This is a genomic window from Hubeiibacter jixunmingi, from assembly GCF_041928215.1.
Lineage (GTDB): Bacteria > Pseudomonadota > Gammaproteobacteria > Pseudomonadales > Moraxellaceae > Acinetobacter.
This window is the reverse complement of the sequence record NZ_JBHFHK010000033.1, coordinates 1-22,878: the sequence shown is the minus strand read 5'-3', so window position 1 is coordinate 22,878 and position 22,878 is coordinate 1. Positions and strand designations below refer to the sequence as shown.

Annotated in this window: 23 protein-coding genes and 1 other RNA gene; 9 read left to right on the top strand and 15 right to left on the bottom strand. The window is 38.6% G+C overall.

Going from position 1 to position 22,878, the window contains the following annotated elements:
* Positions 1–51 precede the first annotated feature (51 nt).
* Positions 52–897 carry a YjgN family protein gene (locus ACEYX7_RS06690; protein ID WP_374806891.1) on the bottom strand — a complete coding sequence of 282 codons (846 nt, stop codon included), beginning with the start codon at positions 895–897 and terminating at the stop codon, positions 52–54.
* Positions 898–1,126: 229 nt separating this feature from the next.
* On the opposite strand from ACEYX7_RS06690, the gene ACEYX7_RS06685 reads away from it, so the two are divergent.
* Positions 1,127–2,041 (top strand): lysophospholipid acyltransferase family protein, encoded by a 915-nt coding sequence (locus ACEYX7_RS06685; RefSeq protein ID WP_374806890.1) that lies wholly within the window; start codon positions 1,127–1,129, stop codon positions 2,039–2,041.
* A gap of 13 nt (positions 2,042–2,054) precedes the next feature.
* On the opposite strand, the gene ACEYX7_RS06680 is transcribed toward ACEYX7_RS06685, so the two are convergent.
* The 4 genes from ACEYX7_RS06680 to coaD form a co-directional block, all read right to left on the bottom strand.
* On the bottom strand, positions 2,055–4,661 hold the full coding sequence (locus ACEYX7_RS06680) for a DNA internalization-related competence protein ComEC/Rec2 (RefSeq protein ID WP_374900350.1): 2,607 nt from the start codon (positions 4,659–4,661) through the stop codon (positions 2,055–2,057).
* 37 nt (positions 4,662–4,698) lie between these two features.
* An RNA gene (gene rnpB / locus ACEYX7_RS06675) (RNase P RNA component class A) lies at positions 4,699–5,065 on the bottom strand.
* A 50-nt stretch (positions 5,066–5,115) separates the two neighbouring features.
* On the bottom strand, positions 5,116–5,373 hold the full coding sequence (locus ACEYX7_RS06670; RefSeq protein WP_374801957.1) for a YfhL family 4Fe-4S dicluster ferredoxin: 258 nt from the start codon (positions 5,371–5,373) through the stop codon (positions 5,116–5,118).
* Between the two features lie 97 nt (positions 5,374–5,470).
* The gene (gene coaD / locus ACEYX7_RS06665) at positions 5,471–5,962 is read right to left on the bottom strand and encodes a pantetheine-phosphate adenylyltransferase (protein ID WP_374801959.1); all 492 of its coding nucleotides are present in this window, start codon (positions 5,960–5,962) and stop codon (positions 5,471–5,473) included.
* Positions 5,963–6,264: 302 nt separating this feature from the next.
* Here coaD and ACEYX7_RS06660 point away from each other — a divergent pair, with 302 nt between their 5' ends.
* Together ACEYX7_RS06660 and ACEYX7_RS06655 are read left to right on the top strand one after the other, a co-directional pair.
* The gene (locus ACEYX7_RS06660; protein WP_374900349.1) at positions 6,265–7,287 is read left to right on the top strand and encodes an asparaginase; all 1,023 of its coding nucleotides are present in this window, start codon (positions 6,265–6,267) and stop codon (positions 7,285–7,287) included.
* A gap of 427 nt (positions 7,288–7,714) precedes the next feature.
* Positions 7,715–8,665: a sulfite exporter TauE/SafE family protein gene (locus tag ACEYX7_RS06655; protein ID WP_374900347.1), complete on the top strand. Its 951-nt coding sequence runs from the start codon at positions 7,715–7,717 to the stop codon at positions 8,663–8,665.
* A gap of 68 nt (positions 8,666–8,733) precedes the next feature.
* Here the strand turns inward: ACEYX7_RS06655 and ypfJ are convergent, their stop codons facing one another.
* The 3 genes from ypfJ to ACEYX7_RS06640 all read right to left on the bottom strand — a co-directional run bounded on the left by ypfJ (position 8,734) and on the right by ACEYX7_RS06640 (position 11,412).
* Entirely contained in the window at positions 8,734–9,642 is a 909-nt protein-coding gene (gene ypfJ / locus ACEYX7_RS06650; protein WP_374801965.1) for a KPN_02809 family neutral zinc metallopeptidase, read from the bottom strand.
* A gap of 27 nt (positions 9,643–9,669) precedes the next feature.
* Positions 9,670–10,611 carry a DUF808 domain-containing protein gene (locus ACEYX7_RS06645; RefSeq protein ID WP_374801967.1) on the bottom strand — a complete coding sequence of 314 codons (942 nt, stop codon included), beginning with the start codon at positions 10,609–10,611 and terminating at the stop codon, positions 9,670–9,672.
* A gap of 378 nt (positions 10,612–10,989) precedes the next feature.
* Positions 10,990–11,412, bottom strand: a complete 423-nt coding sequence (locus ACEYX7_RS06640; RefSeq protein ID WP_374801969.1) for a hypothetical protein — start codon at positions 11,410–11,412, stop codon at positions 10,990–10,992.
* Positions 11,413–11,582: 170 nt separating this feature from the next.
* On the opposite strand from ACEYX7_RS06640, the gene trpS reads away from it, so the two are divergent.
* The 4 genes from trpS (at position 11,583) to ACEYX7_RS06620 (ending at position 15,503) form a co-directional block, all read left to right on the top strand.
* Positions 11,583–12,593, top strand: a complete 1,011-nt coding sequence (trpS, locus tag ACEYX7_RS06635) for a tryptophan--tRNA ligase (RefSeq protein WP_374801971.1) — start codon at positions 11,583–11,585, stop codon at positions 12,591–12,593.
* 154 nt (positions 12,594–12,747) lie between these two features.
* Positions 12,748–14,196, top strand: a complete 1,449-nt coding sequence (gene trhP, locus ACEYX7_RS06630) for a prephenate-dependent tRNA uridine(34) hydroxylase TrhP (RefSeq protein WP_374802130.1) — start codon at positions 12,748–12,750, stop codon at positions 14,194–14,196.
* Complete coding sequence (locus tag ACEYX7_RS06625) at positions 14,196–15,227, top strand: hypothetical protein (protein ID WP_374900345.1); 1,032 nt, start codon at positions 14,196–14,198, stop codon at positions 15,225–15,227. The genes trhP and ACEYX7_RS06625 overlap by 1 nt, the downstream gene beginning before the upstream one ends.
* 18 nt (positions 15,228–15,245) lie before the next feature.
* A complete protein-coding gene (locus tag ACEYX7_RS06620) occupies positions 15,246–15,503 on the top strand; it encodes a YfhL family 4Fe-4S dicluster ferredoxin (protein ID WP_374801975.1) in 258 nt (85 codons plus the stop codon).
* A 52-nt stretch (positions 15,504–15,555) separates the two neighbouring features.
* Here ACEYX7_RS06620 and lolD read toward each other — a convergent pair whose 3' ends face one another.
* The 7 genes from lolD to ACEYX7_RS06585 all read right to left on the bottom strand — a co-directional run bounded on the left by lolD (position 15,556) and on the right by ACEYX7_RS06585 (position 20,929).
* Entirely contained in the window at positions 15,556–16,254 is a 699-nt protein-coding gene (lolD, locus tag ACEYX7_RS06615) for a lipoprotein-releasing ABC transporter ATP-binding protein LolD (RefSeq protein WP_374900344.1), read from the bottom strand.
* The gene (locus ACEYX7_RS06610; protein ID WP_374900342.1) at positions 16,247–17,482 is read right to left on the bottom strand and encodes a lipoprotein-releasing ABC transporter permease subunit; all 1,236 of its coding nucleotides are present in this window, start codon (positions 17,480–17,482) and stop codon (positions 16,247–16,249) included. Before ACEYX7_RS06610 ends, lolD begins: the two co-directional genes overlap by 8 nt.
* A gap of 113 nt (positions 17,483–17,595) precedes the next feature.
* A complete protein-coding gene (locus ACEYX7_RS06605; protein ID WP_374801981.1) occupies positions 17,596–18,096 on the bottom strand; it encodes a YaiI/YqxD family protein in 501 nt (166 codons plus the stop codon).
* Between the two features lie 125 nt (positions 18,097–18,221).
* Positions 18,222–18,734, bottom strand: coding sequence for a NirD/YgiW/YdeI family stress tolerance protein (locus ACEYX7_RS06600; RefSeq protein ID WP_374801983.1), 513 nt, complete (start codon positions 18,732–18,734; stop codon positions 18,222–18,224).
* A 142-nt stretch (positions 18,735–18,876) separates the two neighbouring features.
* Entirely contained in the window at positions 18,877–19,323 is a 447-nt protein-coding gene (locus ACEYX7_RS06595) for a ComEA family DNA-binding protein (protein ID WP_374806883.1), read from the bottom strand.
* Positions 19,320–20,129 (bottom strand): nucleoside triphosphate pyrophosphohydrolase, encoded by an 810-nt coding sequence (gene mazG / locus ACEYX7_RS06590; protein ID WP_374806882.1) that lies wholly within the window; start codon positions 20,127–20,129, stop codon positions 19,320–19,322. Before mazG ends, ACEYX7_RS06595 begins: the two co-directional genes overlap by 4 nt.
* 11 nt (positions 20,130–20,140) lie before the next feature.
* Complete coding sequence (locus tag ACEYX7_RS06585) at positions 20,141–20,929, bottom strand: tRNA threonylcarbamoyladenosine dehydratase (RefSeq protein WP_374900341.1); 789 nt, start codon at positions 20,927–20,929, stop codon at positions 20,141–20,143.
* A 178-nt stretch (positions 20,930–21,107) separates the two neighbouring features.
* Between ACEYX7_RS06585 and lgt the strand changes: the two genes are divergently transcribed.
* Positions 21,108–21,953 carry a prolipoprotein diacylglyceryl transferase gene (gene lgt / locus ACEYX7_RS06580; protein ID WP_374801991.1) on the top strand — a complete coding sequence of 282 codons (846 nt, stop codon included), beginning with the start codon at positions 21,108–21,110 and terminating at the stop codon, positions 21,951–21,953.
* A gap of 291 nt (positions 21,954–22,244) precedes the next feature.
* A complete protein-coding gene (locus ACEYX7_RS06575; RefSeq protein WP_374801993.1) occupies positions 22,245–22,757 on the top strand; it encodes a hypothetical protein in 513 nt (170 codons plus the stop codon).
* The last annotated feature ends 121 nt before the right edge of the window (positions 22,758–22,878 follow it).

Here is a 22,878-nt window from a genome sequence, read left to right as displayed (position 1 = left end):
TTGGCTGTCGCTAAAGCCCTTGATTGTTTCGTATCTCATCTTGTCATTATATCAAAACTTTCGCAAGAGGTCTAATGGTGTTAATGCCATAAACAAAAAGAAATAGATTCCCAAAAAAAACACCACAGCCAAATAAGCAGATTCTTCTGTATTGCCATCTTTGTAGCCAGCAATGATCCCAACTATACCAGACACCATAAATCCGATAAAAATAATTGCCAATATTAGCGGTAAAATAATTGCCTTATAAAAATCACCAATACTAGAATGAATTCGGAATGGCATCTGACCTACATAAAGATTATCTAATTGATAACGTTTATACCAATATAATACTAAAGGGTATAATAATCCAGCAGAGAAAACAGTCAATATCCATCCACCGATTAAAATCGCATAAGCCGTTTTTAGATTCCCTACAAACTGAAAACGTGTATTACCATATTTACTATTACGGGCATTAAAACGCAAACTAGAGCGAATCACCCATGGAATGAATAACATAAAAGGAATAAATACCAATAGGTAATATTTTGGTGAAAAATTGGTTACTGCAACAAAGATACCATAAATCACTAGACCAATAATCCGCCCAATAAAAATTCGCCACGGATCACCAGTAAATTCAAATTTATGCCGATTGAGATAGCTATTGCCATAAAAATATTTTAAACGACGCACTTTAGCCCAAGGTGAGTACAAACTAAAAGTGACGATGGTCAATAAAATATTCACAATCCAAATTTTGAAATATTCGCTAGCATTGCCCTGAAAAGCAAAACGCCATACATTATGTCGGCTATCAAATTCTGAGCGTTTTTCAAAATTAACGGGGGCATGTTGTTGCTGTGCGATCTGGTCTGCAAAGTTTGGGCTTGAAGATTGTTGCACTGTCATTATCAATTCCTGCTTAAATTTGTTTTAAAACCACATAAATGAGATAAAAAATCAATCTATTCATTTTGTACATATTGTAGCAATCTTTTAACAAAAATTAAACATGCCAACATCATCAGGATGGTCTTATTTTCGGGAATGCATCATAGGTCATCTTAGCGATGCATGATATAATACCATCTTTATTGCGATGAATTTTGCCAAACATATCACCAGCATACTGCCGCCTATGAAGTCTTTTTTATTATTTTCTTTAATTCGTATTATGTCTAGCTTGCCTTTATCTTTGTTGCAAGCCAGTAGTGGATTATTATTCAAATTACTTAAAAATAGTAAAACTGCACGATATGCTCGCTTGAATATAGATATTGCTCTACCACAATATAGTGAGCAGCAACGTGCACAAATTTATCAGCAAGCGATGCAAAATGAAATACAGTCTTATTTAGAGTTTTTAAAAATTTGGGGAAATTCTACTCAGCAAAATATTGCATTGATTCAAAATGTTACTGGTCAAGAATATTTGCAACAGGCACTCGAACGTAAAAAAGGTGTAGTGATCGTCATACCTCATTTTGGTACTTGGGAAGTGATGAATGCATGGCTGAGCCAATTTACCCCAATGACCATCATGTATAAGCCTGCCAAAAATGCCGCAGCCAACCAATATGTGTTGCAAGCTCGTGCAAGAGAGCAAATGACTTTAGTACCAACCGATGAAAGTGGCGTAAAACAGATTTTTAAAACCCTAAAACAAGGTGGCGTAACCGCAATTTTACCCGATCACAGTCCTGATCACGAAGGTGGTGAGATGTATGATTGGTTTGGTGTGCCATTGTACAGTAGCCAATTATCTGCAAAGTTAATTCAAAAAACTCAAGCCAGTGCTTTATTATTATACACCTTACGCAATCAGCATGGCGGTTTTGATATAACTATCCAACCTTTCCCCGATGATATTTATGATAAACAAAATGATGGCACTACGATATTATTAAACCGTATTCAAACATTAATCTTAAATCAGCCACAGCATTATCATTGGTCTTACAAACGTTTTAAAGCCAACCCTAAAACAGGCTATCTTTATACTATGCCAGAAAAGGATGCTCTAGATTTAATTCGAAACATCCAAAAACAATAATCACAGTACATTATTAATCTGAACCTAATTGAATAAATTGATTTTTATTGGGCATCAGCCACGGTCTAGTCGCACGATAAGCCGACCACTGCCATAATGATTTTTGGTCTTTGAGCTGAATATTCACTGCGCCGACTTCAGCAGTATTGACATAAGGAATATTTAAATCATGTAATCGTGTTAAAGTTTCTACGGTAGGATGACCATAACGATTATCATAACCTGCGGAAATCACGGCTAGCTGTGGATTAATTTGTTTTAAAAACTCATAAGCCGAACTATATTTACTACCATGATGCCCTAATACCAAGATATCCGCAGTCAGATTTGGATAATCTTGCAAGAGATAATATTCCCCTTCAAAACCGACATCTCCCATAATTAAAATTCGCATCGGCTGTTCACCATATTGCATGGTTTCTATCAATACTACACACGATGTTTCATTTTGATCTTTGCGTGACTGTCCTTGCCGTGGATATAATATCTGTATTTTCACATTATCCCACTGCCATTTTTGTCCTTGATTACATTCAATATAAGGCACATTGACATAATTGGTTTTATAACCATCATATTCATTGGTGCGTAATTGTTTAACAGGCATATTTTTAATAATAGTTTCTGCACCGCCACTGTGATCCATATCCAAATGTGATAATAATATTTCGTCCAAACTGCGAATACCATTCTGCCGTAAAAATGGCAATACTACTCGATCGCCCATCGATAGCTGTCCTGCTTGCCATGCACCAGCCCCAGTATCGATCAGCATTTGATGCTGTTTGGTACGCAATACTGTTGCTTGCCCTTGCCCAACATCGAGTATATCAAAATTCAGCATGGCACGTTGTGGCGGTAAATAAGCTAATAAAATAAATAATAATGCCCAATAACGTGGTACTAATCCTTTGGGCAACATAAAAATCACGATAGAAAAGGTTAAACACATTAATGCTGTAGGTGTTAAACAACTGAGTAAATATAATTTTTCTGCTAATGGTTGGATTAAATCTAAAATAAAATTAAATACTGCTAATAAATTGGCTAATAATAACCATATCAATTGTGACAAACTCGGTAAAATTGGATAAATCAGGGCAGAAATAATGTTTATCGGTACAATAATGATTGACAAAAATGGAATGGCAATTAAATTAATCAATAATGAAATCATCGATACTGCTTGAAATTGCCATAGTACAATCGGAATCAATGCTAAACTAATTCGCCACTGTGATTGCCATAATACCAATATAGCTTGTTTAATTTTTGCAGTAAAACCAATTTCATCTTCATCATGATTTTTACCTTGAGCTATATCACGATAAACTTTAAGCAAAATCGCTGATGCCAAAAAGGATAACCAAAATGCCGAAGACAACATGGCAAAACTATCAAAACATAATACCAAACATGCGGATAATAATAATAAATTTATCGAAGATATTCTGATATTCAGTAATAAAGCCAAACTACATAAACTGACCATTAACCACGTCCGCATCGCAGGAATATCAAAACCGGTAAATGCGGTATAAAAACTGACGCAAATTAAAAATAAAGGCAGATATAGATATTGCTTAGGCACATAACGATATAAATAACTCAAATGTCTATTATAGTTACGACGCATGGCAAAATGCAAAATCGCCATAACTAGCCAAGTGACTAAACTGGCAAGGATTAATACATGCGGACCTGAAATCGCCAATAAATGGCTAATCCCCATAATTTGATATAATTGTGTGGTGTCTTTATTAATGGCACTTCTATCACCAGTCAGTAAGCCCAATAATAATGCCCGAGATTGCTGTTCAGGTTGATTGTTTAAAATGGCTTTACGATAAGCCAATCGCATTTTTTCAATATTCAGTCGCCAACGCGGTAGCCAATTTTGTTGCTGTGCGACAAAATCCGACCAACCTTGCTGAATAATCTCATGCTCAGTTAGTGGCTTCTGAAATAATACCGTTGCCGTTCCTACAATACCTTGCTGTAATAACCATTTTTCTTGATCAAAACTGCCCATATTGGCATAGCCATGCGGTGGTTTTAAATCCAAAGTGACTTGATAATAATGCCCTAATTTTAAATAATTGCTATCTTCTTGATTTTCATCACCAAAGCTTAAACTTGTCACTTGCCCATCAGCATTATAAATCCGTTTTGGATAAAGTAAAATATTTAGGCTATTGGCTTGATTTAGGCTATTTAAACCTTGCTGTTTGGGTAATAATAATGTCGCTTGCTGACGTTGTTCGTTGAGTTTGCCTTCACTCAAACTTTGAATATACACCACCGCATCGACTTTTTGCCGTTGGCTGATTTGTTGACTTAAACGCTGTTGCATCTGCTGATCGGTATAATGATATGCTAATAAAAAGCAGCTCGTGCAAGCAACAATGATTAATAAAAATCGTGTAATGATCCAGTTATTTTTGACTTTAATTTGCCATAATACAAATGAAAAAAATAAACTCACAATCAGAATAATGGTCAAAATGGAAGACGCAAAATGATATTGCCAAATGGGCTGTAAAAATTTTAATGTAGAAAGCGGCAAAATACTGAGCGATGCAATGCCTATGATCCATGCAAGGCTTAAGGCTCGTAGCATGTTTATCCTTTCCTGAATATTGTATTATTATCGAAAATAAGTGAGTGAGCCGATAAGCCGGGTTCTGTCGTGAACGATCATTCCTCTAGGCGTGCAATCACTCACACGCTCCAGCAACCTACCCGAATCCAACGCGGGTCACGCCATACGGATTCCTATTTGGTCTTGCTTCAGGTGGGGTTTACCCTGCCATGTCCTGTTACCAGTCATGCGGTGCGCTCTTACCGCACCCTTTCACCCTTACCGATTTATCCAAAGATAAACAGGCGGTCTGCTCTCTGCTGCACTTGCCGTCGGCTTACGCCGCCCAGACGTTATCTGGCACCTTACCCTTTGAAGCCCGGACTTTCCTCTCCTGCTTTAGTCACGAAGACCTCCACAGCAGCGATCGTTTGGCTCACTCAAGGACAATTTTAGCATAATTTTTTTAAAAAGACTTGGCTTTTATCACATTTCACGATGATTTTTGTGTTTGTAATTGCTGATATTTTTGCAATAATTGTTCTTGGCTTTCAACATGATTTTCATCTTTGGGAATACAATCGACTGGACAAAACAAAGCGCATTGTGGCGTATCAAAATGCCCTACGCATTCGGTACAAAGCTGTGGGTGAATTTCATAAATTAATTCACCCATAAAAATCGCATCATTTGGGCAGACAGGTTCGCACACATCACAATTGATACATTCATCGGTAATTTTTAATGCCATATCGCACCACTAAATTATTTCAAAGCAAAAATTTAAACATTATTTCAAATTGATATCATGTTATACCAAGCAAACGACTGATAACATAATCGATAACCTAGTCTGCCTTAAACTTTTCTAAAAAAGCCTGTTCTACTACTTTAGGCACGAACTGACTGACATCACCACATAAACGTGCAATCTCTCGCACCAAAGTCGATGAGATAAATGAATTTTGTTCAGATGGTGTTAAAAATACCGCTTCATAGCGATGTTCTAAACGGCGATTCATATTGGCAAGCTGAAACTCATATTCAAAGTCAGATACCGCACGTAGTCCACGCAGCACCGCAGTCGCTTTTTGTTCTAAAAAAACATTAACCAGTAAACCATCAAAGCCAATAAATTCCACATTATCTAGATGCTTTAACGCTTGTTTTGCCATATCAACACGTTCTTCTAAGCTGAACAAAGGATTTTTGTGATGACCAATCGCAATCGCCACCACCACTTCGTCAAACATTTTGGCAGCACGTGTCACTAAATCAATATGACCATTGGTAATCGGATCAAAAGTCCCTGGATAAATCACACGAGAATGAATAGACATGACAATCGCTCAAGCCACTAAAAAAATTTGTGCTATTTAAACAAATTTAAACCAAAAAGTACACCTTTTATTGGGTTGGTATGATCAATGTATATAATAGTGAACAAATGTATATTTTGAATAATTTTAATACATTAAGACAAATTATGCTTTTTTTACTACGCTCTTCGATGCTATTTGCATAACTTCATAGCAACTATGCTTGTAACGAAAAGCATATTCAGTATAATTCATGTAATTAGCTTTATTTAAAACGTTTAAAGTTAACATATCCATTCTTCAAACTTCATGGAGTGATCGCAATGATCAAAAAAGTAATGTTAGGCATGATTTTGCCACTTACCGTTGCCACCAGTAGTTTTGCTCTACCAAATCTTAGCATCTATGCTACAGGTGGTACTATCGCAGGAAGCTCAAGCAGCAATACGGATACTTCAAAATATTCAGTTGCTACTCTCAACGTTGATAAATTAATCAATGGTGTACCCGAATTACAAAATATCGCCAATGTCAAAGGCTATCAAATCTCTAGCGTTGATAGTAATGATGTCAGTACTCAAATCAAACTGAAACTTGCAAATCAAATCAATCAAGACTTGGCAGGTGATACAGAAGGTGTAGTGATTACGCACGGTACAGACACTTTAGAAGAGACTGCTTATTTCTTGTCTTTAACAACATTCTCAAACAAGCCCATCGTATTAGTCGGTGCAATGCGTCCATCTACCGCCCTCAGTGCGGATGGTTATATGAACCTACTACAAGCAGCTTCTGTTGCAACTCATCCACAATCAAAAAATCGTGGTGTGATGACGGTCATGAACGATCGCATCGGTTCTGGTTATTATATCACCAAGATGCAAGCCAATACGCCTGATGCATTCCGTTCGGAAGAATCTGGTTACTATGGTCAAATGGTCGGTTTAGATCCACATTTCTACTATACACCACAGATGCCAATAAATATGTCAAAATTTGACGTGAGCAAAGTGACTGAATTACCAAAAGTGGAAATCATTTATGGCTATCAAGACACTTCTCCAGCACAGCTTGATGCAGCGATTGCAGCAGGTGCAAGAGGTGTGGTGATTGCAGGTACGGGTGCAGGCAGTTTGTCTAAGCCGTTGCTTGAGCGTGTCAAACAATTGACCGCAAAAGGTTTCCCAGTTGTGCGTTCTACTCGTGTGCCATCGGGTTATGTTGATGTATCGGCTGACGAAGGTATCGGTAGCGGTTTCTTAAATCCACAAAAATCTCGTATCCTTTTGTCTTTGGCAATCGGTAGCGGTTATAGTATGGAAAATATCCGTCAACGCTTTAAATAATCGTTAAACGTGATAAAAGAATCCATATCGCTGATTAGCGGTATGGATTTTTTAATGCGTGCAAAATTTACCTAAACCAATAACTTTTCGACATAATACCATTTATAAAAATTAAATTACCATAAAAAAGAAAACCGTTCGCACTGATGAGAGCTATAGCTCGCAAGGAAGTGTACGGTTTTCATTGGTAGGATATTTTACATAATTGGTATAATTTTAGATTTGATATACATTTCATGATTTTATGCTCAACAGTAAAAATATATTTTAATCGTTCTTTCCATAATAAAAACCATAAATTATCGCCATCTTAGATAAACATAGCAGAAATTGTGATTTTTAAAATTATTTTTTATCGTTAATATTGCAAAGTGAATTATTTTTGCTCAAATTCATAGCTCTACGGACAGTAACGGAAGCCAACGCCATGACCACCATTAGCGATAGCCAAAATCCTACCGACATAAATTCAAATGATTTACAGCAACAACGCTTTGTAAAAATCGTTAGCCGTTTGATGATGGCGATTTTGCTATTGATGTTGGTGTTGATTATCAGCAAATTCACAGGACAACAAGACCTTTCTGTCGGCACGCTATTTTCTACGATAATCAATAGCCCAATTTTTTGGGCAGCATTGGCAGTCGGTATGGCAGCTCAGGCGGTAGATGGTGCTTTGGGCATGGCTTATGGCGTGACGTCCAATACATTCTTACTTGCCAATGGCGTACCGCCTGCAGTCGCTAGTGGTGCGGTACATTTAGCAGAAGTATTTACTACAGGTGCATCAGGTATGAGCCATTTACGTTTGGGCAATGTGCATCGGATGCTGTTTTTACGTTTGGTGATTCCAGGGGCGATTGGTGGAGCGATTGGTGCTTATGTATTGACACAAGTAGATGGCAATTTGATTAAGCCATTTATTCAAGTTTATTTGATTTTGATGGGTTTTTATATTCTTTCTAAAGCTTTTCGTAAAAAGGCTGAAAAAGATTATTTGGATTTGAATAAAAAACAAAAAAGCATCCCAACTCTTGCAGTATTTGGTGGTGGTATGGATGCCATGGGTGGTGGTGGCTGGGGTCCAACTGTCACAACAAACCTATTGAGTGCCAATGCTCATCCACGTTTGGCGATTGGTTCAGTCAATACCGCAGAGTTTTTTATTACTTTGGTGATTTCTGCGGTGTTTGTGGCGACACTCAGTGATTTTGCACAGATTTGGTTAGTGACTTTGGGTTTAGTGTTAGGTGGTTTAATCGTTGCACCATTTGCCGCAAAGCTTACACACTTAATTGAACCGAAAAAACTCATGGTCTTGGTGGCGATTTTGATTATTACCATCAGTGGTTATGGTTTAAGTAAATTTATCTTTTAATAAATTGTTTTTTAGCAAAAAAAGCGAGCATCATCGGATCGCTTTTTTTCGTATTTTCTAAACAAAAATTATAGCTGTTGTGTATTAAACGTATCACATTGATTAATATTACCCGAATCAAAACCACGCATAAACCAACGCTGACGCTGTGCACTGGTACCATGGGTAAAGCTATCAGGCACGACATGACCATGTGCTTTATGTTGGAGATAATCATCACCAATTTTTTCCGCAGCATCCATGGCTTCTTGGATATCACCTTGCTGCAAAAAGTGAGTACGTTGATGATTATTTTTAGCCCAAAGACCTGCAAAACAATCTGCTTGTAATTCCAAACGCACCAAATATTGGTTGGCTTGTGCTTTACTACCAGCTTGTTGCTGTGCTTGCGTAACTTGTTTGGAAATACCCAATAAAGTCTGTACATGATGCCCCACTTCATGCGCAATCACATATGCCATAGCAAAGTCACCGACACGCTCTTGGTTTTGCAATTGACTTTGGTTCTGTTCACCTGTCATACCCATTTTGCTACGCATTTCTTTAAAGAACGCCGTATCAATATAGACTTTTTGGTCAGCAGGACAATAAAATGGACCCATTGCTGATTGCCCTGCACCACAAGCAGTAGCTGTCACACCCGAGTAAAGTACCAAACCAGGTTCTTTATATTGACGTCCACTTTGCTGAAAAATCGGCGTCCACACATCTTCAGTATCAGCTAAAACGGTTGCCACAAATTGACGAATTTCAGCTTGATCCGCCGTTTCTTGCTTGGGTGCAGTTTGTTGTGTTGATGTTTGTTGCGTGACTTGTTGGGTATTTTGATAAGTTGCAATCGGATCAGCACCAAAAAACTTCCAACCAATAAATGCAGCAATCAAGCCCAAAATACTAATACCACCACCGACTTTGGCACCGCCACCACCACGACGATCTTCAACATTATTACTTTGACGACGACCTTTCCATTCCATATATTTACACTCTCTGCCAACAGCCGATTAAGCTGCTTTTTTAAAGATTTTTTGACCTAGCATCACAACACCCACCACAATCAAACCTGCAATAATACCGATCGCAAAATTGATCAATGTCGGGGTAATTCCACCTAAGATAGCACCGATTGCAGGCAGCCCACTGGCATAATCGCCTGCATCTTCACTGAGATGATGAAAATAAGGCACAGCATGACTAATAATACCACCACCGACCAAAAACATCGCTGCTGTCCCAACAACTGATAATGTTTTCATTAAAATAGGGGCAAATGCCAAAAGTGCTTGACCGATTTTTTGTTGGGCTTGGTTTTTCTTTTCAAGTAAATAAAGACCCAAATCATCAATTTTGACAATCATCGCCACAAAACCATATACGCCAATGGTCATGATTACAGCAATAATAGACAATACACTGAGCTTAGTCACAAACGGTGCACTCACTGAGATCGTACCTAAAGTAATCACCACAATCTCAGCGGACAAAATAAAATCGGTACGTACCGCACCTTTTACTTTTTCATTTTCAAATTGTTCAAGATCGATCGCTGCATGTTGTACGCCTGCGATCTCAGGATGCACATCTATGCCTTGTTCTTCACTGACTTCAGGTTTGTGCAATAGAGTATGTAAAATTTTTTCTACACCTTCATAGCATAAAAACAAGCCACCAATCACCAATAATGGATTGATTAAGCTTGGCATTGCCCAACTGATCAGCAACGCTGCAGGAACCAAAATCATTTTATTGACAAAAGAGCCTTTGGCTACACGCCATACAATAGGCAACTCTCGATCGGAACGCACGCCAGTCAGTTGCTGTGCATTCAATGCCAAATCATCACCTAATACGCCACTGGTTTTTTTGACCGCCATTTTACTCATCAATGCAACATCATCCATAATCGTTGCAATGTCATCAAGTAAAACCAATAAACCGCTTGCCATGCTTGTACCTAAAATTTGTTAAATTATCATCAGTCTAGTTTAATTTAACCGCATCAAAAAAGCGATAAGATTTATCGCTTTATACAGTCGCTGCTTTTGTGCATCGCCATATTTTCTTCTTCAAAACAAACTTATAAGAAATACTTTATCTTGTAAAAGATAGTCTATAGGTGCAATGATCGTCGTCAAATATACTTAAAAGGACAAAATTAAATGATACTTTCAATCCCTCCCCTACCCCTCCATGAGAGTGGGATGAGCGAAGTACTGCTTCGCTCACTCGCAAGAGGGGAATTCGCTCCACCTTTTGGGGAGGGCTGGGGTGGGAGTAAAAATTAAATGTTAAATAAATTTGTCCATTTACTTATCTTATTTTAACTACTGTTTTGGGCTTACGTTTTGATTGATGACAATACGCCCTGTAGGTATAACATAAACAGGATTCTGCGGAATGACTTCAGTCTTTTTGGTATAAGTACCACCATAAGGCAAAGAAATCTGTTCGGTTTGTTGATAATGTGGTGTGGTTTGGACTGGATAAGTGATCACATTGCCACTGTTTAGCACTGGCAAATTAATTTGGAAACGCATACCTTTGCCTAAATAGGTGATTTGTGCTGGGGTGTTATCTATCATTTCAGTAGGCTGATTATAGTGTGGATAATATACAGGCACTGGTGCAGGTAAAGTTCGGTATGTCACTTTTTCAATCTGATATTCATCCCCTGCCTGAGCCCAAGCATTTGCAATAGAGAAAAAAGCCAATGTACTGAATAAAATCGCAGTTTGAATTGTTTTCATCAGTGTTTATTTCCAATAAATAAAATTGATGATAAAGCAAAATTTTGCTAAAAACGTGAAGAATATTTATGAATTTGTTATTTTGCCGAATTTATTTGCAGACACAGATGCGAATGACGCTGTTTTCAAGTACAATTAATCATAATTTTTTATAGATTTTGGATAGATTAATGACAAACGCAACTCGCCCAATCATTCTCACTGGGGATCGCCCAACAGGACAATTACATTTAGGTCATTTTGTTGGGTCTTTACGTAGCCGTGTGGGTTTACAAGATAGCCACCAGCAATACATTCTTTTGGCAGATACGCAAGCCCTCACCGACAATGCCGATAATGTAGAAAAAGTACGTAACAATATTATCCAAGTTGCTTTGGACTATTTGGCAGTCGGTATTGACCCAAGTAAAACCACCATTTGTATCCAATCTTGCTTGCCTGCACTATTTGAGCTTACGAGCTATTATATGAATTTCGTTACAGTTGCACGTTTGGAACGTAACCCGACCATCAAAAGCGAAATTCAAATGCGTGGTTTTGAGCGTGACATTCCAGCAGGCTTTTTATATTATCCTGTATCGCAGGCTGCTGATATTACTGCATTTAAAGCCACTGTTGTTCCTGTTGGTGAAGATCAAGTGCCTATGATTGAGCAAACCAATGAGTTGGTACGCCGTGTCAATCGCCAAATCGGGCATGAAGTATTGCCTGAGTGCCAAGCATTATTGTCTAATACAGGTCGTTTGGTTGGTTTTGATGGTAAGGCAAAAATGTCAAAATCTTTGGGCAATACCATCGTATTAGATGCTAGCGATAAAGACATCAAAAAAGCCGTCAATGCCATGTATACCGATCCAAATCATTTGCGTATCGAAGATCCAGGTCAAGTTGAAGGCAATGTTGTTTTCACATATCTTGATGCGTTTGATCCAAACAAGGCAGAAGTAGAAGAACTCAAAGCACATTATCGTCGTGGTGGTTTGGGCGATGGTACTGTGAAAAAGCGTCTTGAAGCGGTGTTGGTTGAACTGATTGCACCAATCCGTGAACGCCGTCAAGAATTGGCAAAACGTCCTGATGATGTGATGGATATCTTGCGTCAAGGCACACTAGAATGCCAAAAAATCACAGCACAAACTTTGGATGAAGTCAAAGAAGGTCTCGGTTTATTTAAACTTTAAGCTTTAGACAGCCTAACTTATTCAATGATATAACTCTACCAGTAAGATATTGGTAGAGTTTTTTATTTTTCAGCATTTTATACCTATGCTAGTTTTTGCTATAATATCGCCCTAGCCCATTTTGACAATTAGCGATTTTGCCATGACCATAGCGATGAAAAAAGCCGAACTTCTTTGCCCTGCGGGGACATTTAAAAATATGCAATATGCTTTTGCTTACGGTGCTGATGCCGTCTATGCAGGGCAAGCACGCTATAGTTTGCGTGTGCGTAATAATGATTTTGATGAAGATAATTTGCGTAAAGGCATTGAATACGCACACAATCTTGGCAAGCAATTTTATGTCGTGGTGAATATTCAAGCGCATAATGCCAAGCTCAAAACGTTTATTGAAGATTTACGCCCGATTATCGAGATGAAACCCGATGCGTTGATTATGTCTGATGCAGGTATGATTATGATGGTGCGTGATGCTTTTCCAGAACAGGTGATTCATCTCTCTGTACAAGCCAATGCGGTAAACTGGGCAACGGTGAAATTTTGGAAACAAATGGGCATTAGCCGTGTGATTTTGTCGCGTGAATTATCGCTGAAAGAAATCAATGAAATCATCGCCGAAGTGCCTGATATGGAAATCGAAGTCTTTGTACATGGTGCGTTGTGCATGGCATATTCTGGGCGTTGCTTATTATCGGGTTATATCAATAAACGTGATGCCAATCAAGGCACTTGTACTAATTCTTGCCGTTGGTCGTACAATACCTACAAAGCCACTGAAAATGAAACAGGTGATATTGTACCTACACAAGCCCCCCTCCCAACCTCCCCCCAACAAGGGGAGGCGTCAGCCCCACAACTATTTGTGCCAAATCAAACGCAACAAGACAACGCCATTCAAAATGTCAATCTAAACGGTGATGTGGTGATGGGTGATGACTATGTCGAACAGCCATCTGATGAAGTGGTGTTGATTGAAGAACAAGGTCGCCCAGGTGAATTGATGGCGATGTATGAAGATGAACACGGCACTTATATCATGAATTCCAAGGATTTGCGTGCGGTGGAACTTGTACCTGATTTGGTCAATATGGGTGTACATTCACTCAAAATTGAAGGGCGTACCAAGTCGCATTATTATGTAGCACGTACAGCTCAAGTGTATCGCCAAGCCATTGATGATGCCATTGCAGGTAAGCCATTTGATACTAATTTAATCCATGCCTTAGATGGTTTAGCGAATCGTGGTTATACCGAAGGCTTCTTGCGTCGTCATGTGCATTCGGATTATCAAAACTATGATTATGGCACATCTAAAACCGATACTTTACAATTTGCAGCTGAAGTAGAAAGCTTTGATGATGAATATTTGACATTGACTGTGAAAAATAAAATCATGGTTGGTGATGATATTGAAATCATGACCCCACAAGGCAATTTGCGTTATACTCTCACCGAAATGTGGGATAAAAAAGGCAATGCTATTGATGGTGCTTTGGGTTCGGGTTGGGTGGCAAAAATCAAAAATCCATTTAAAGATATGGATGCCGATTGTTTGCAATTTGCCTTAGTCATGAAAGCGGTGAATGAGCCGATTTATACTTGATGAACAAATCCTTTGGATATTTTAAAGAACAAGTAGATAATCAAAATCATTGGTTATCTACTGCGTTATGCCTAACACAAAACAAGTCACCTTTTTATCAAATTTATACAGGTGGTGAACATGAACGTTTTATGTTAGCAACACCTAAATTTAAATGTCATTGGGGGCAGTTTTTACATGCTGACCATGCATATTATGCAGGTATTCGTTTATGGCGAAATGATATTGATATTTGTCCTGAAGATATGCCAGTTTGCCCTATTTCCTCTGCCGATATTGAACAATACAAACAACAATTCCTTTTAAATCAAAATCCTAATGCATACCAATATTGGGCAAATTTTTATGCTCAGAAATTATTAAGTAGCCAAAAACATTTTTTACATCAGGGTGATTGGAAAATTTATCCTGTTTATTTTGATAAACAAAAGCATAATAACACTTTTTGCTTTTTTAGCCAGATTTCATTTAAAATTTTAGATAATATCGATCAACAAGCTCAATATTTCGATTGGGATGGATTTCCTTTTGAAAGTGTAATCAGCTTGAAAAATCTGCCAGATGAGTTTAATGGACGTGTTAAATGGTGGAGAAAAAAGATTATTGAGAATACTTGTCCGCCTATTTTATTTTGGTGGCACACACATATGCAATGCTTTGTCTTGGTTGATGGACATGCACGCTTAAAAGCTTATCAACTGGAAAATAAATTACCAATGGCTTTGTGTGTTAGTGCAATTCAATTTCATAAAATGGATAATTTTTCCACAGAAAGAATCAAGCAACGACTGAGTACATTACAAGGCTTAAAACGTTCTTTGGAAAAAAAAGAAATTGCAAAAGAAAAAATTGACCTTAAATTAATTAATGATTTAGTGATGAATGTATATCAAGATCATTCTTATGAAAGCTTAACATCTATACCCAAAGTCCTTGCCAATTTAGATGCTATTTTTCAGCAAGATTTATCTGCATTACTGTTAAGATATCCGCAAGAAGACAGCTTCTTACGAGAATTATCTCATTTTTAAAAATTAATAGGTTTCCTGATGGCACTCAAAATCACCACCGACTGTATTAATTGCGACATTTGTGAGCCAGAATGCCCGAATGATGCGATTAGCTACGACCAAAAAGGTCAAAAAACTTATGTAATTAATCCCGACCTTTGCACCGAATGCGTTGGTTTTTATGACGAACCAACGTGTGATAAAGTCTGCCCGATTGATTGTATTATCAAAGACCCCGAGCGTGTCGAAAGTCCCGATGACTTGATGGCAAAATACAAACACATTTGGCAAAAATAAAGCGTATCTAAAAAATACGCTTTATAAGATATGTATTAGGTCTTTTGAACAATCATGTTTCCAACCACAGACCATCACGCATATGTAGCACCCTATCCGCCTCTTTAGCTAGGCTTTCATCATGCGTCACAATCAATAGTGACATATTTTTTTCACGACGTAATTCATTAAATAAGCCAAACACACTTTGAGCAGTATTACGGTCAAGGTTGCCTGTTGGTTCGTCAGCAAGCACCAAATTTGGCTCGGTAATCAAAGCACGAGCCAAGGCAACACGCTGTCTTTCACCGCCTGACAATTCACTTGGTTTATGTGTCAAACGATGTTGCAAACCTACTCGCTCCAGCAATGCTGTGGCTTTAACTCTAACATCTTGAAACTTGGAATTGGGTCGAATCATCATCGGCAAACAGACATTTTCCAAAGCGGTAAACTCGCCCAATAAATGGTGAAATTGATAAACAAAGCCCAAATGCTGATTGCGTAACTCACCCCGTTTGGTTTCATTGAGATGGTCAAAACGCTGCCCCATTAACAGCACTTCGCCTTGGCTTGGACGGTCTAAACCGCCCAATAGATGTAACAATGTACTTTTACCCGAGCCACTAGCACCAATAATCGCTACAAATTCACCTTGTTGAATACTCAAATTAATGCCTTTTAATACATCAACTTGATGTTTTCCCTCATCAAAACGACGACACACATCTTTCGCTTGCAAGACAGTCGGACGTTGAGTTAAATCATTCATAACGTAATGCCTCGGCTGGTTGAACTTTTGCGGCACGCAATGCTGGGTAAATCGTGGCTAAGAAACTCAGTAATAATGACGCACTGACAATCACAGCCACATCATGCCATAACAATTCGGACGGTAAATAATTGACTGGATAATTTGCCAATAAATCCGACTTGGTCACTGCCATAATTTGTGCAAAAACGCTACTGATATTCAGTGCTACAACTACGCCTATAATCGTCCCTAGTACAATCCCCACCACGCCAATCAATGTGCCTTGCACCATAAAAATTCGGGTAATTTGAGCAGGTGATAAACCAATGGTACGCAAAATGGCAATATCGGCATTTTTACTGTTTACAATCATCATCAAAGACGAGATGATACTAAAAGCTGCCACCAAAATAATCAATGATAACAGCAAGCCAATCATGGTTTTTTCCATTTGAATGGCGGAAAATAGATTGCCATGCGTGATGGTCCAATCACTACCAAAAAAATCAGGCGGTAAATCTTTTAAGGCTTGTTGTACTACCACAGGAGCTTGGAAAATATTATCCAGTTTAATACGGATACTTTGTGCACCATCAGGCAAACGCAACATGGTTGCTGCATCATTCAAAGCGATATAGCCCATCAATCCATCTACTTCCGAGCGTGTATCAAAAATGCCCACCAAAGTAAACCGTTTAAAACGTGGCACAACCCCTGCTGGCGATGGTGTGGCTTCGGGCAGGACAAGGGTAATTTTGTCATCTAATTGCAAGCCTAGGCTATCCACCATGGTTTTGCCTAAGATGATACCATATTCGCCATCTTTGAGATTTTCTAATTGCCCTGCCACCATATGGTTTTGAATAATCGAGACTTTTTTCTCTTGTTCAGGCACAATACCATTGATCATAATGCCCGACACTTGTCCTTGAGCTGTCAGCATACCTTGCAATGATGTAAATGGTGCTGCCCCTTTGACATGCGGATAGCTTTCGATTTTGTTCACCTTATCTTGCCAATCAGGCATGATATAGTGCGATGATACGGTCGCTTGTGACACCATACCAAAGATACGATTTTTGATTTCACGGTCAAAGCCGTTCATCACCGACAACACGATAATCAGCACTGCCACACCCACCATCATACCGAGCATCGACATCAGCGAGTTAAAAGAAATAAATTTATTATTGTTACGGGACTTGGTATATTTTAGCCCGATAAACAATGCCAACGGCTTAAACATTCAGAATATTCCAATCTCAAAAGGGTAAATAAAAATTGTTGCTATGCTAGCACATTATCGCTGAATAATTCTGCTCAAACTACAAATTGTAAACTTTTCGCTATCAAATGACTTTATGATGTAGAGAGCTTGGTTATTCGAATTTGTTTTTGTACGGTTTTTTCTAGGGCATTGGCAAACTCCCGTTTATCTCGTTCATTCATCGGGCTTGCACCGCCAGTCTGCACCCCCGCTCCACGCAAAGTGTCCATAAAATCACGCAAATGCAGACGAGCTTTGATATTTGCCACCGTAAAAATTTCACCACGCGGATGAATGGCTGTACCGCCTTTTTCAATCACCAAATTCGCCAGCGGAATATCTTGTGTCACCACAATATCGCCTGCTTGCATTTTTTCTACAATCATTTGGTCAGCAGCATCCGCACCTGACAGCACCTGTAAACATTGGATACGGGTTGAGCGTGGAATATTTAGGGCTTGATTTGCCACAAAAGTCACGGGCATCTTAAAGCGGTCGGATGCTTTGAGTATCAACTCTCGTAACATATTCGGCAAAGCATCAGCATCAACCCAAAGTTGGAATGGGGTGTCTTGTGAAATCGGATTATTCATCATTAAATATTAAAATAAAAGCTTCTCAATAAATCTAAAGCAATTCGGCAAAAAAAGATAGTGGGCGAAAAATGTTATTATTTTTCGTCCACTTTCAATATCGTGTCAAAATCAATCAATATAGATTATTGCACAATCGCACGGAATTCTTCCGCTTTGACTTCGACTTTGTTATTTTCATTTTCCACTTCGACTTTCAATGCCACGTGTTCATCAGGCACAAAACCACCACCGATCCAAAGCTCTTTTTCAATTTTTACAGGTGTTTCTCCCGTACTGTCTTTAAATAAATAATGCTCATTACCTAGATCTTTGACCAATTGTCCTTGTAAAATCACCTTGCTGTCATTAGGTAATTTTGCCAATTGGCTGACCATTGCTGTATCAGGGTTACTGGTAGCACCGCTTGCCACTTGCTCACCACTTGCAGGCTTAGTACTATTTGATAAGCTATTGTTGGCTGCTTCTTGTGCTACCAAAGGTTTTGAAGTGTCTACAGTTGCAGTGTTTTGAGTGGCTTCTGCTGGCTTATCAGCCTTGCTACACGCAGTCAGTGCCAAGACACCAGCAAGACCCAGTAAAATTGTGGCTTTTTTTAAATGTGTGGCTGTGCTTCGAGCTGTATTTAAACTATTCATCATAAAACTCCAAATGTGGAAAATGAAAAATCGGAATAATCATGCGATTTTTTAGGTAAGGCATATTGTATAAATATTATCTTAATTTTTATATACATATTCTAGGGTAAAATTATTATTGGATTGTTATTTGTTCTAGTGGCTATTGTAAATCAATGCGGTCACGATTTTTAGCGATGGTCTTGTCACCAATACCTTTGACTTGCCCAATCGCATCAATACTTTGAAATGCTCCATTTTGCTCACGATAGGCAACGATGGCTTGGGCTTTTTTGATACTGATGCCTTCTAATTTGGCATGGATTTCTTCGGCATTGGCTTGATTGATATTGACACGAGCTTGTATGCCAAGCTGTAACGTAGCTTGATTTTTAGGGCTGATATTATTGTTTTGTTGCAGTGGACTGACCTGCACTACACGTTGTCTAAATTGCGGTCGTTGGCTTAAATCTTGTTGTTTTAGACGTTCATCATGTTGCTGTTGAATGCGTAGCCATTCATCTAAAGTCATGTCTGTAGGTAGGGCAAAAGTGTTTTGTGTAAGCAAAAATAATAGAAAAATTGCAAAGGAAAAATAATTTTTGATCATGTTTTTTTCTCGTCTTTTTCAAGCATTTTGGCTTGATTCCATAATTCATCCAATTGTTCAAGTGTAGCTGTTTCAATAGCTTGATTTTGCTGTGCTAATTGTTGTTCGATATAGCCAAAACGCTGACGGAATTTGTGATTGGTGGCTTGGATTGCCATTTCACTAGATAAAGATAATTTTCGCCCAACATTAACCATGGAAAATAAACAATCGCCCAACTCTGCCTGCATCTGTGCGGTATCGCCATCTTGTATGGCTTGCTGCAATTCTGCCAATTCTTCTTGCAATTTTTGCCAAGCCCCATCAACATTTTCCCAGTCAAAATTCAGCTGTGCCGCATAGCGTTGCAATTGTTCCGCTTGGCTTAAGCTTGCACCATGTTTGACTTGAGCAAGACGACTAACAAAGCCTTGTTGCGGTTGTGCCTGTTGTTTTTGCTGCTGCCAAATGTGTTGGGTTTGTTCTAGGCTTAATTTTTCAATCTTGGCTGTAGCGAGAATATGCGGATTGCGTTGTTGTAGTTTTTGTTGTAAGGCTTGTATCACATCGGCAAAATCAAAGGCATGTTGTTGCTGATACAATTCCGATTGCAATAAAATTTGATAGAGCAAATCGGCTAGTTCATCTTTGGCTTGCTCTGCTGTGCCATGCTGAATGGCATATACCGTTTCATGGGCTTCTTCAATGATATAAGGGCATAGGCTGGCTTGGTTTTGCTGTTGTAGCCATGCACAGTGTTGCTGTAGTGTGCTGATTTGTTGTTTTAAATCAGCTAATTGCTTATCAGTATTAATATTTTTGGTCATAAAATTCATACTCAAGTTTTGATTTTTTTGGCTTGGATTTGCGGTAATTTTTTCAGCACTTCCGCCACCGCCACCATGGCAAAAGTCGTCGTCACCACCATGGCAGAGCCATAACCACCACAGCGTAAACCTGCACTGGCATTGACATCTACATCACAACTGGCTTGATTAGAAAACGGATTATCCACCGAATAAACGCAACGAATGCCAAATTTTTCTTTTGGCTTTTTGGCAATGCCTTTGGCTCGTAATTGCGAACGTAATTTGGCAAGCATTGGGTCTTGTTCGGTTTGTGATAAATCGGTAACACAGATTTTGAGTGGGTCGATTTTGCCCCCTGCACCGCCCGAGACAATCAATTGCACCTTGTGAAAACGACAATATAAAATCAGTGCCAATTTGGCTTTGACATCATCAATACAGTCTAGCACTACATCAGGTTTGCTATGTAAGATTTCCGCCACATTATCAGGTGTCAGAAAATCATCGATCAAATTTAGTTTAATATTCGGGTTGATTTCACGGCATCGCTGTGCCATCACGGCAATTTTATCCTGTCCAAAAGTCGAGTCCAAGGCGGTCAATTGGCGATTAATATTAGACTCCACCACCACATCCATATCCACCAATGTCAGCTCGCCCACGCCCGAACGTGCCAACGCTTCCACCGCCCACGTCCCCACGCCACCGATACCAATCACCATCACATGACTGTTTTGGAAGTCCGTAAATGACGCTAGGCTATAGATTTTTTCGGTACCTGCAAAACGGCGTTTATGGTGATTTTGAGAATTGGACATGATGAAGCTATCTTTTGTGATCAAGAGAATAATGATTATAACTGGTTTCAGGGCAGATTTACTATCAACAAGCAATGATAAATAAAAGCATATCAAATTACACTGTAACACTATTTTCAGCGTTTAATTTTCGTTAAAATTTGCCACAATTTTTTAGCTTTTATTTTTGAGAATATTCATGCTGACTTATCCAAATATTGACCCCGTTGCGGTAAATCTTGGGGTGGTACAAATTCACTGGTACGGTTTGATGTATTTGCTTGCTTTCGCCTTTGCTTTCGGGCTTGCCAGTTACCGTGCCAAACAACGCAGTGAGCAAGGTTGGAATGCTGAAATGGTATCCGACTTGGTGTTTTTTGGGGCGATGGGCGTAATTCTAGGTGGTCGTGTCGGCTATGTTTTATTCTATGAGTTTTCGCAATTTTTAGCAGATCCGATTTGGCTATTTAAAATTTGGACTGGGGGTATGAGTTTCCATGGTGGCTTTTTGGGGGTGATTGTGGCGATGATTTTTTGGTGCCGTAAATACCAAAAATCATGGTTTGAAACGCTGGATTTTATCGCCCCATGTGTGCCTACAGGTTTAATGTTTGGGCGTATTGGTAACTTTATTGGTGCGGAATTATACGGACGAGCCGTGACTGATCCAAACTTTCAATATGGCATGATTTTCCCAACCGATCCTTTAGGTTTGGTACGTCATCCGTCACAGCTGTATCAAGCTTTTTGTGAAGGTTTATTATTGTTTATCGTGTTGTGGTGGTTTAGCTCAAAGCCACGTCCACGCATGGCGGTCTCTGCGGTATTCTTGATAGGTTATGGTTTGGCTCGTTTTGCCATAGAATTCTTCCGTGAGCCTGACGCAGATCAAGGCTTTATCTTGCTCGGTTGGGTGACCAAAGGACAAATGCTCAGCTTCCCGATGATTATCATTGGTATTGGTATGCTGTTTTATGCTTATCATAAAAAGATTTATGATTGGCAGATTACCCCGCCTGTTTTGGTGAATAGTGCTAAGCGTTAATTCAACATTAAAGCATTGTCGCTGTATAAAAAGTATGTCATGATGAGTGACATACTTTTTTTATTTTAACGTGAGTTCGGTTTAAACAGGTATATTTTGATTGTAATTATATGATTTCTAAAAAGTAGGGTGTGAGAAACATTGTTTCGCAAGACGTACCATTTTAATGCCGTCTTCTGAAAGGTGCGTAAGACGCACCCTACATGCGAATTAAATTTACCTTTAAAATCAAATAATTAAATTTTAACTTATCCCGAACTCACGTTATTTTAATATTAAAAAGGAAAAATCATGCAAAAAATACAGCTGAAACAATATCAATTTGATGTACCGATTAAGGTTTATTTTTCCTTGTATAAACATCGCAAAATGTTTAGTTTTATTTTCATTGCAACGGCGATTGCTTACGCATTTATGGCAATCACTGCCATACAACAGCATGATTTGATGTTTTTTGTTGTCCTGCTGATTATTCTTGTTGCTGGATTAACACTTGTATTTTTAAGTAAAAAACCAAGATTTATACTGGATGCAAAACATATTACCGTGTTGGAACAAGGCTTAATAACGCCTTATCATATCGCATGGCAAGATACCGATATTTCTACAACGCAAATTAATCATGCTGATATTATCATCATTCGCTATAGCAAAAATCAGAAAAATAAAAAAATACTGATGAATCTTGAATGTATGCGTTTTGAACAACATTTTTTAAGCAAAGATGATGCTTTGGCATTGTTTGAAAAATTAAAACATCTTGAGCGTGGTGTAAATCATGAGAATTTTCGCTCGTTTTTTTAACACAATGATCAGCATAAAATCTAAACAATTTATTTAAATACTGCTAGGGCGTGTTGACAATTAACGTAAATTGATTATTGTTGCAGCCAGATAGATATTAGCAGCAAAAGATTCATCGGTT

Excerpts from the sequence above, each read along its gene's own strand:
- ACEYX7_RS06690 (WP_374806891.1), bottom strand. The coding sequence starts at position 897 with ATGACAGTGCAACAATCTTCAAGCCCAAACTTTGCAGACCAGATCGCA.
- ACEYX7_RS06685 (WP_374806890.1), top strand. The coding sequence starts at position 1,127 with ATGAAGTCTTTTTTATTATTTTCTTTAATTCGTATTATGTCTAGCTTG.
- ACEYX7_RS06680 (WP_374900350.1), bottom strand. The coding sequence starts at position 4,661 with ATGCTACGAGCCTTAAGCCTTGCATGGATCATAGGCATTGCATCGCTC.
- ACEYX7_RS06670 (WP_374801957.1), bottom strand. The coding sequence starts at position 5,373 with ATGGCATTAAAAATTACCGATGAATGTATCAATTGTGATGTGTGCGAA.
- coaD (WP_374801959.1), bottom strand. The coding sequence starts at position 5,962 with ATGTCTATTCATTCTCGTGTGATTTATCCAGGGACTTTTGATCCGATT.
- ACEYX7_RS06660 (WP_374900349.1), top strand. The coding sequence starts at position 6,265 with ATGATCAAAAAAGTAATGTTAGGCATGATTTTGCCACTTACCGTTGCC.
- ACEYX7_RS06655 (WP_374900347.1), top strand. The coding sequence starts at position 7,715 with ATGACCACCATTAGCGATAGCCAAAATCCTACCGACATAAATTCAAAT.
- ypfJ (WP_374801965.1), bottom strand. The coding sequence starts at position 9,642 with ATGGAATGGAAAGGTCGTCGTCAAAGTAATAATGTTGAAGATCGTCGT.
- ACEYX7_RS06645 (WP_374801967.1), bottom strand. The coding sequence starts at position 10,611 with ATGGCAAGCGGTTTATTGGTTTTACTTGATGACATTGCAACGATTATG.
- ACEYX7_RS06640 (WP_374801969.1), bottom strand. The coding sequence starts at position 11,412 with ATGAAAACAATTCAAACTGCGATTTTATTCAGTACATTGGCTTTTTTC.
- trpS (WP_374801971.1), top strand. The coding sequence starts at position 11,583 with ATGACAAACGCAACTCGCCCAATCATTCTCACTGGGGATCGCCCAACA.
- trhP (WP_374802130.1), top strand. The coding sequence starts at position 12,748 with ATGAAAAAAGCCGAACTTCTTTGCCCTGCGGGGACATTTAAAAATATG.
- ACEYX7_RS06625 (WP_374900345.1), top strand. The coding sequence starts at position 14,196 with ATGAACAAATCCTTTGGATATTTTAAAGAACAAGTAGATAATCAAAAT.
- ACEYX7_RS06620 (WP_374801975.1), top strand. The coding sequence starts at position 15,246 with ATGGCACTCAAAATCACCACCGACTGTATTAATTGCGACATTTGTGAG.
- lolD (WP_374900344.1), bottom strand. The coding sequence starts at position 16,254 with ATGAATGATTTAACTCAACGTCCGACTGTCTTGCAAGCGAAAGATGTG.
- ACEYX7_RS06610 (WP_374900342.1), bottom strand. The coding sequence starts at position 17,482 with ATGTTTAAGCCGTTGGCATTGTTTATCGGGCTAAAATATACCAAGTCC.
- ACEYX7_RS06605 (WP_374801981.1), bottom strand. The coding sequence starts at position 18,096 with ATGAATAATCCGATTTCACAAGACACCCCATTCCAACTTTGGGTTGAT.
- ACEYX7_RS06600 (WP_374801983.1), bottom strand. The coding sequence starts at position 18,734 with ATGAATAGTTTAAATACAGCTCGAAGCACAGCCACACATTTAAAAAAA.
- ACEYX7_RS06595 (WP_374806883.1), bottom strand. The coding sequence starts at position 19,323 with ATGATCAAAAATTATTTTTCCTTTGCAATTTTTCTATTATTTTTGCTT.
- mazG (WP_374806882.1), bottom strand. The coding sequence starts at position 20,129 with ATGACCAAAAATATTAATACTGATAAGCAATTAGCTGATTTAAAACAA.
- ACEYX7_RS06585 (WP_374900341.1), bottom strand. The coding sequence starts at position 20,929 with ATGTCCAATTCTCAAAATCACCATAAACGCCGTTTTGCAGGTACCGAA.
- lgt (WP_374801991.1), top strand. The coding sequence starts at position 21,108 with ATGCTGACTTATCCAAATATTGACCCCGTTGCGGTAAATCTTGGGGTG.
- ACEYX7_RS06575 (WP_374801993.1), top strand. The coding sequence starts at position 22,245 with ATGCAAAAAATACAGCTGAAACAATATCAATTTGATGTACCGATTAAG.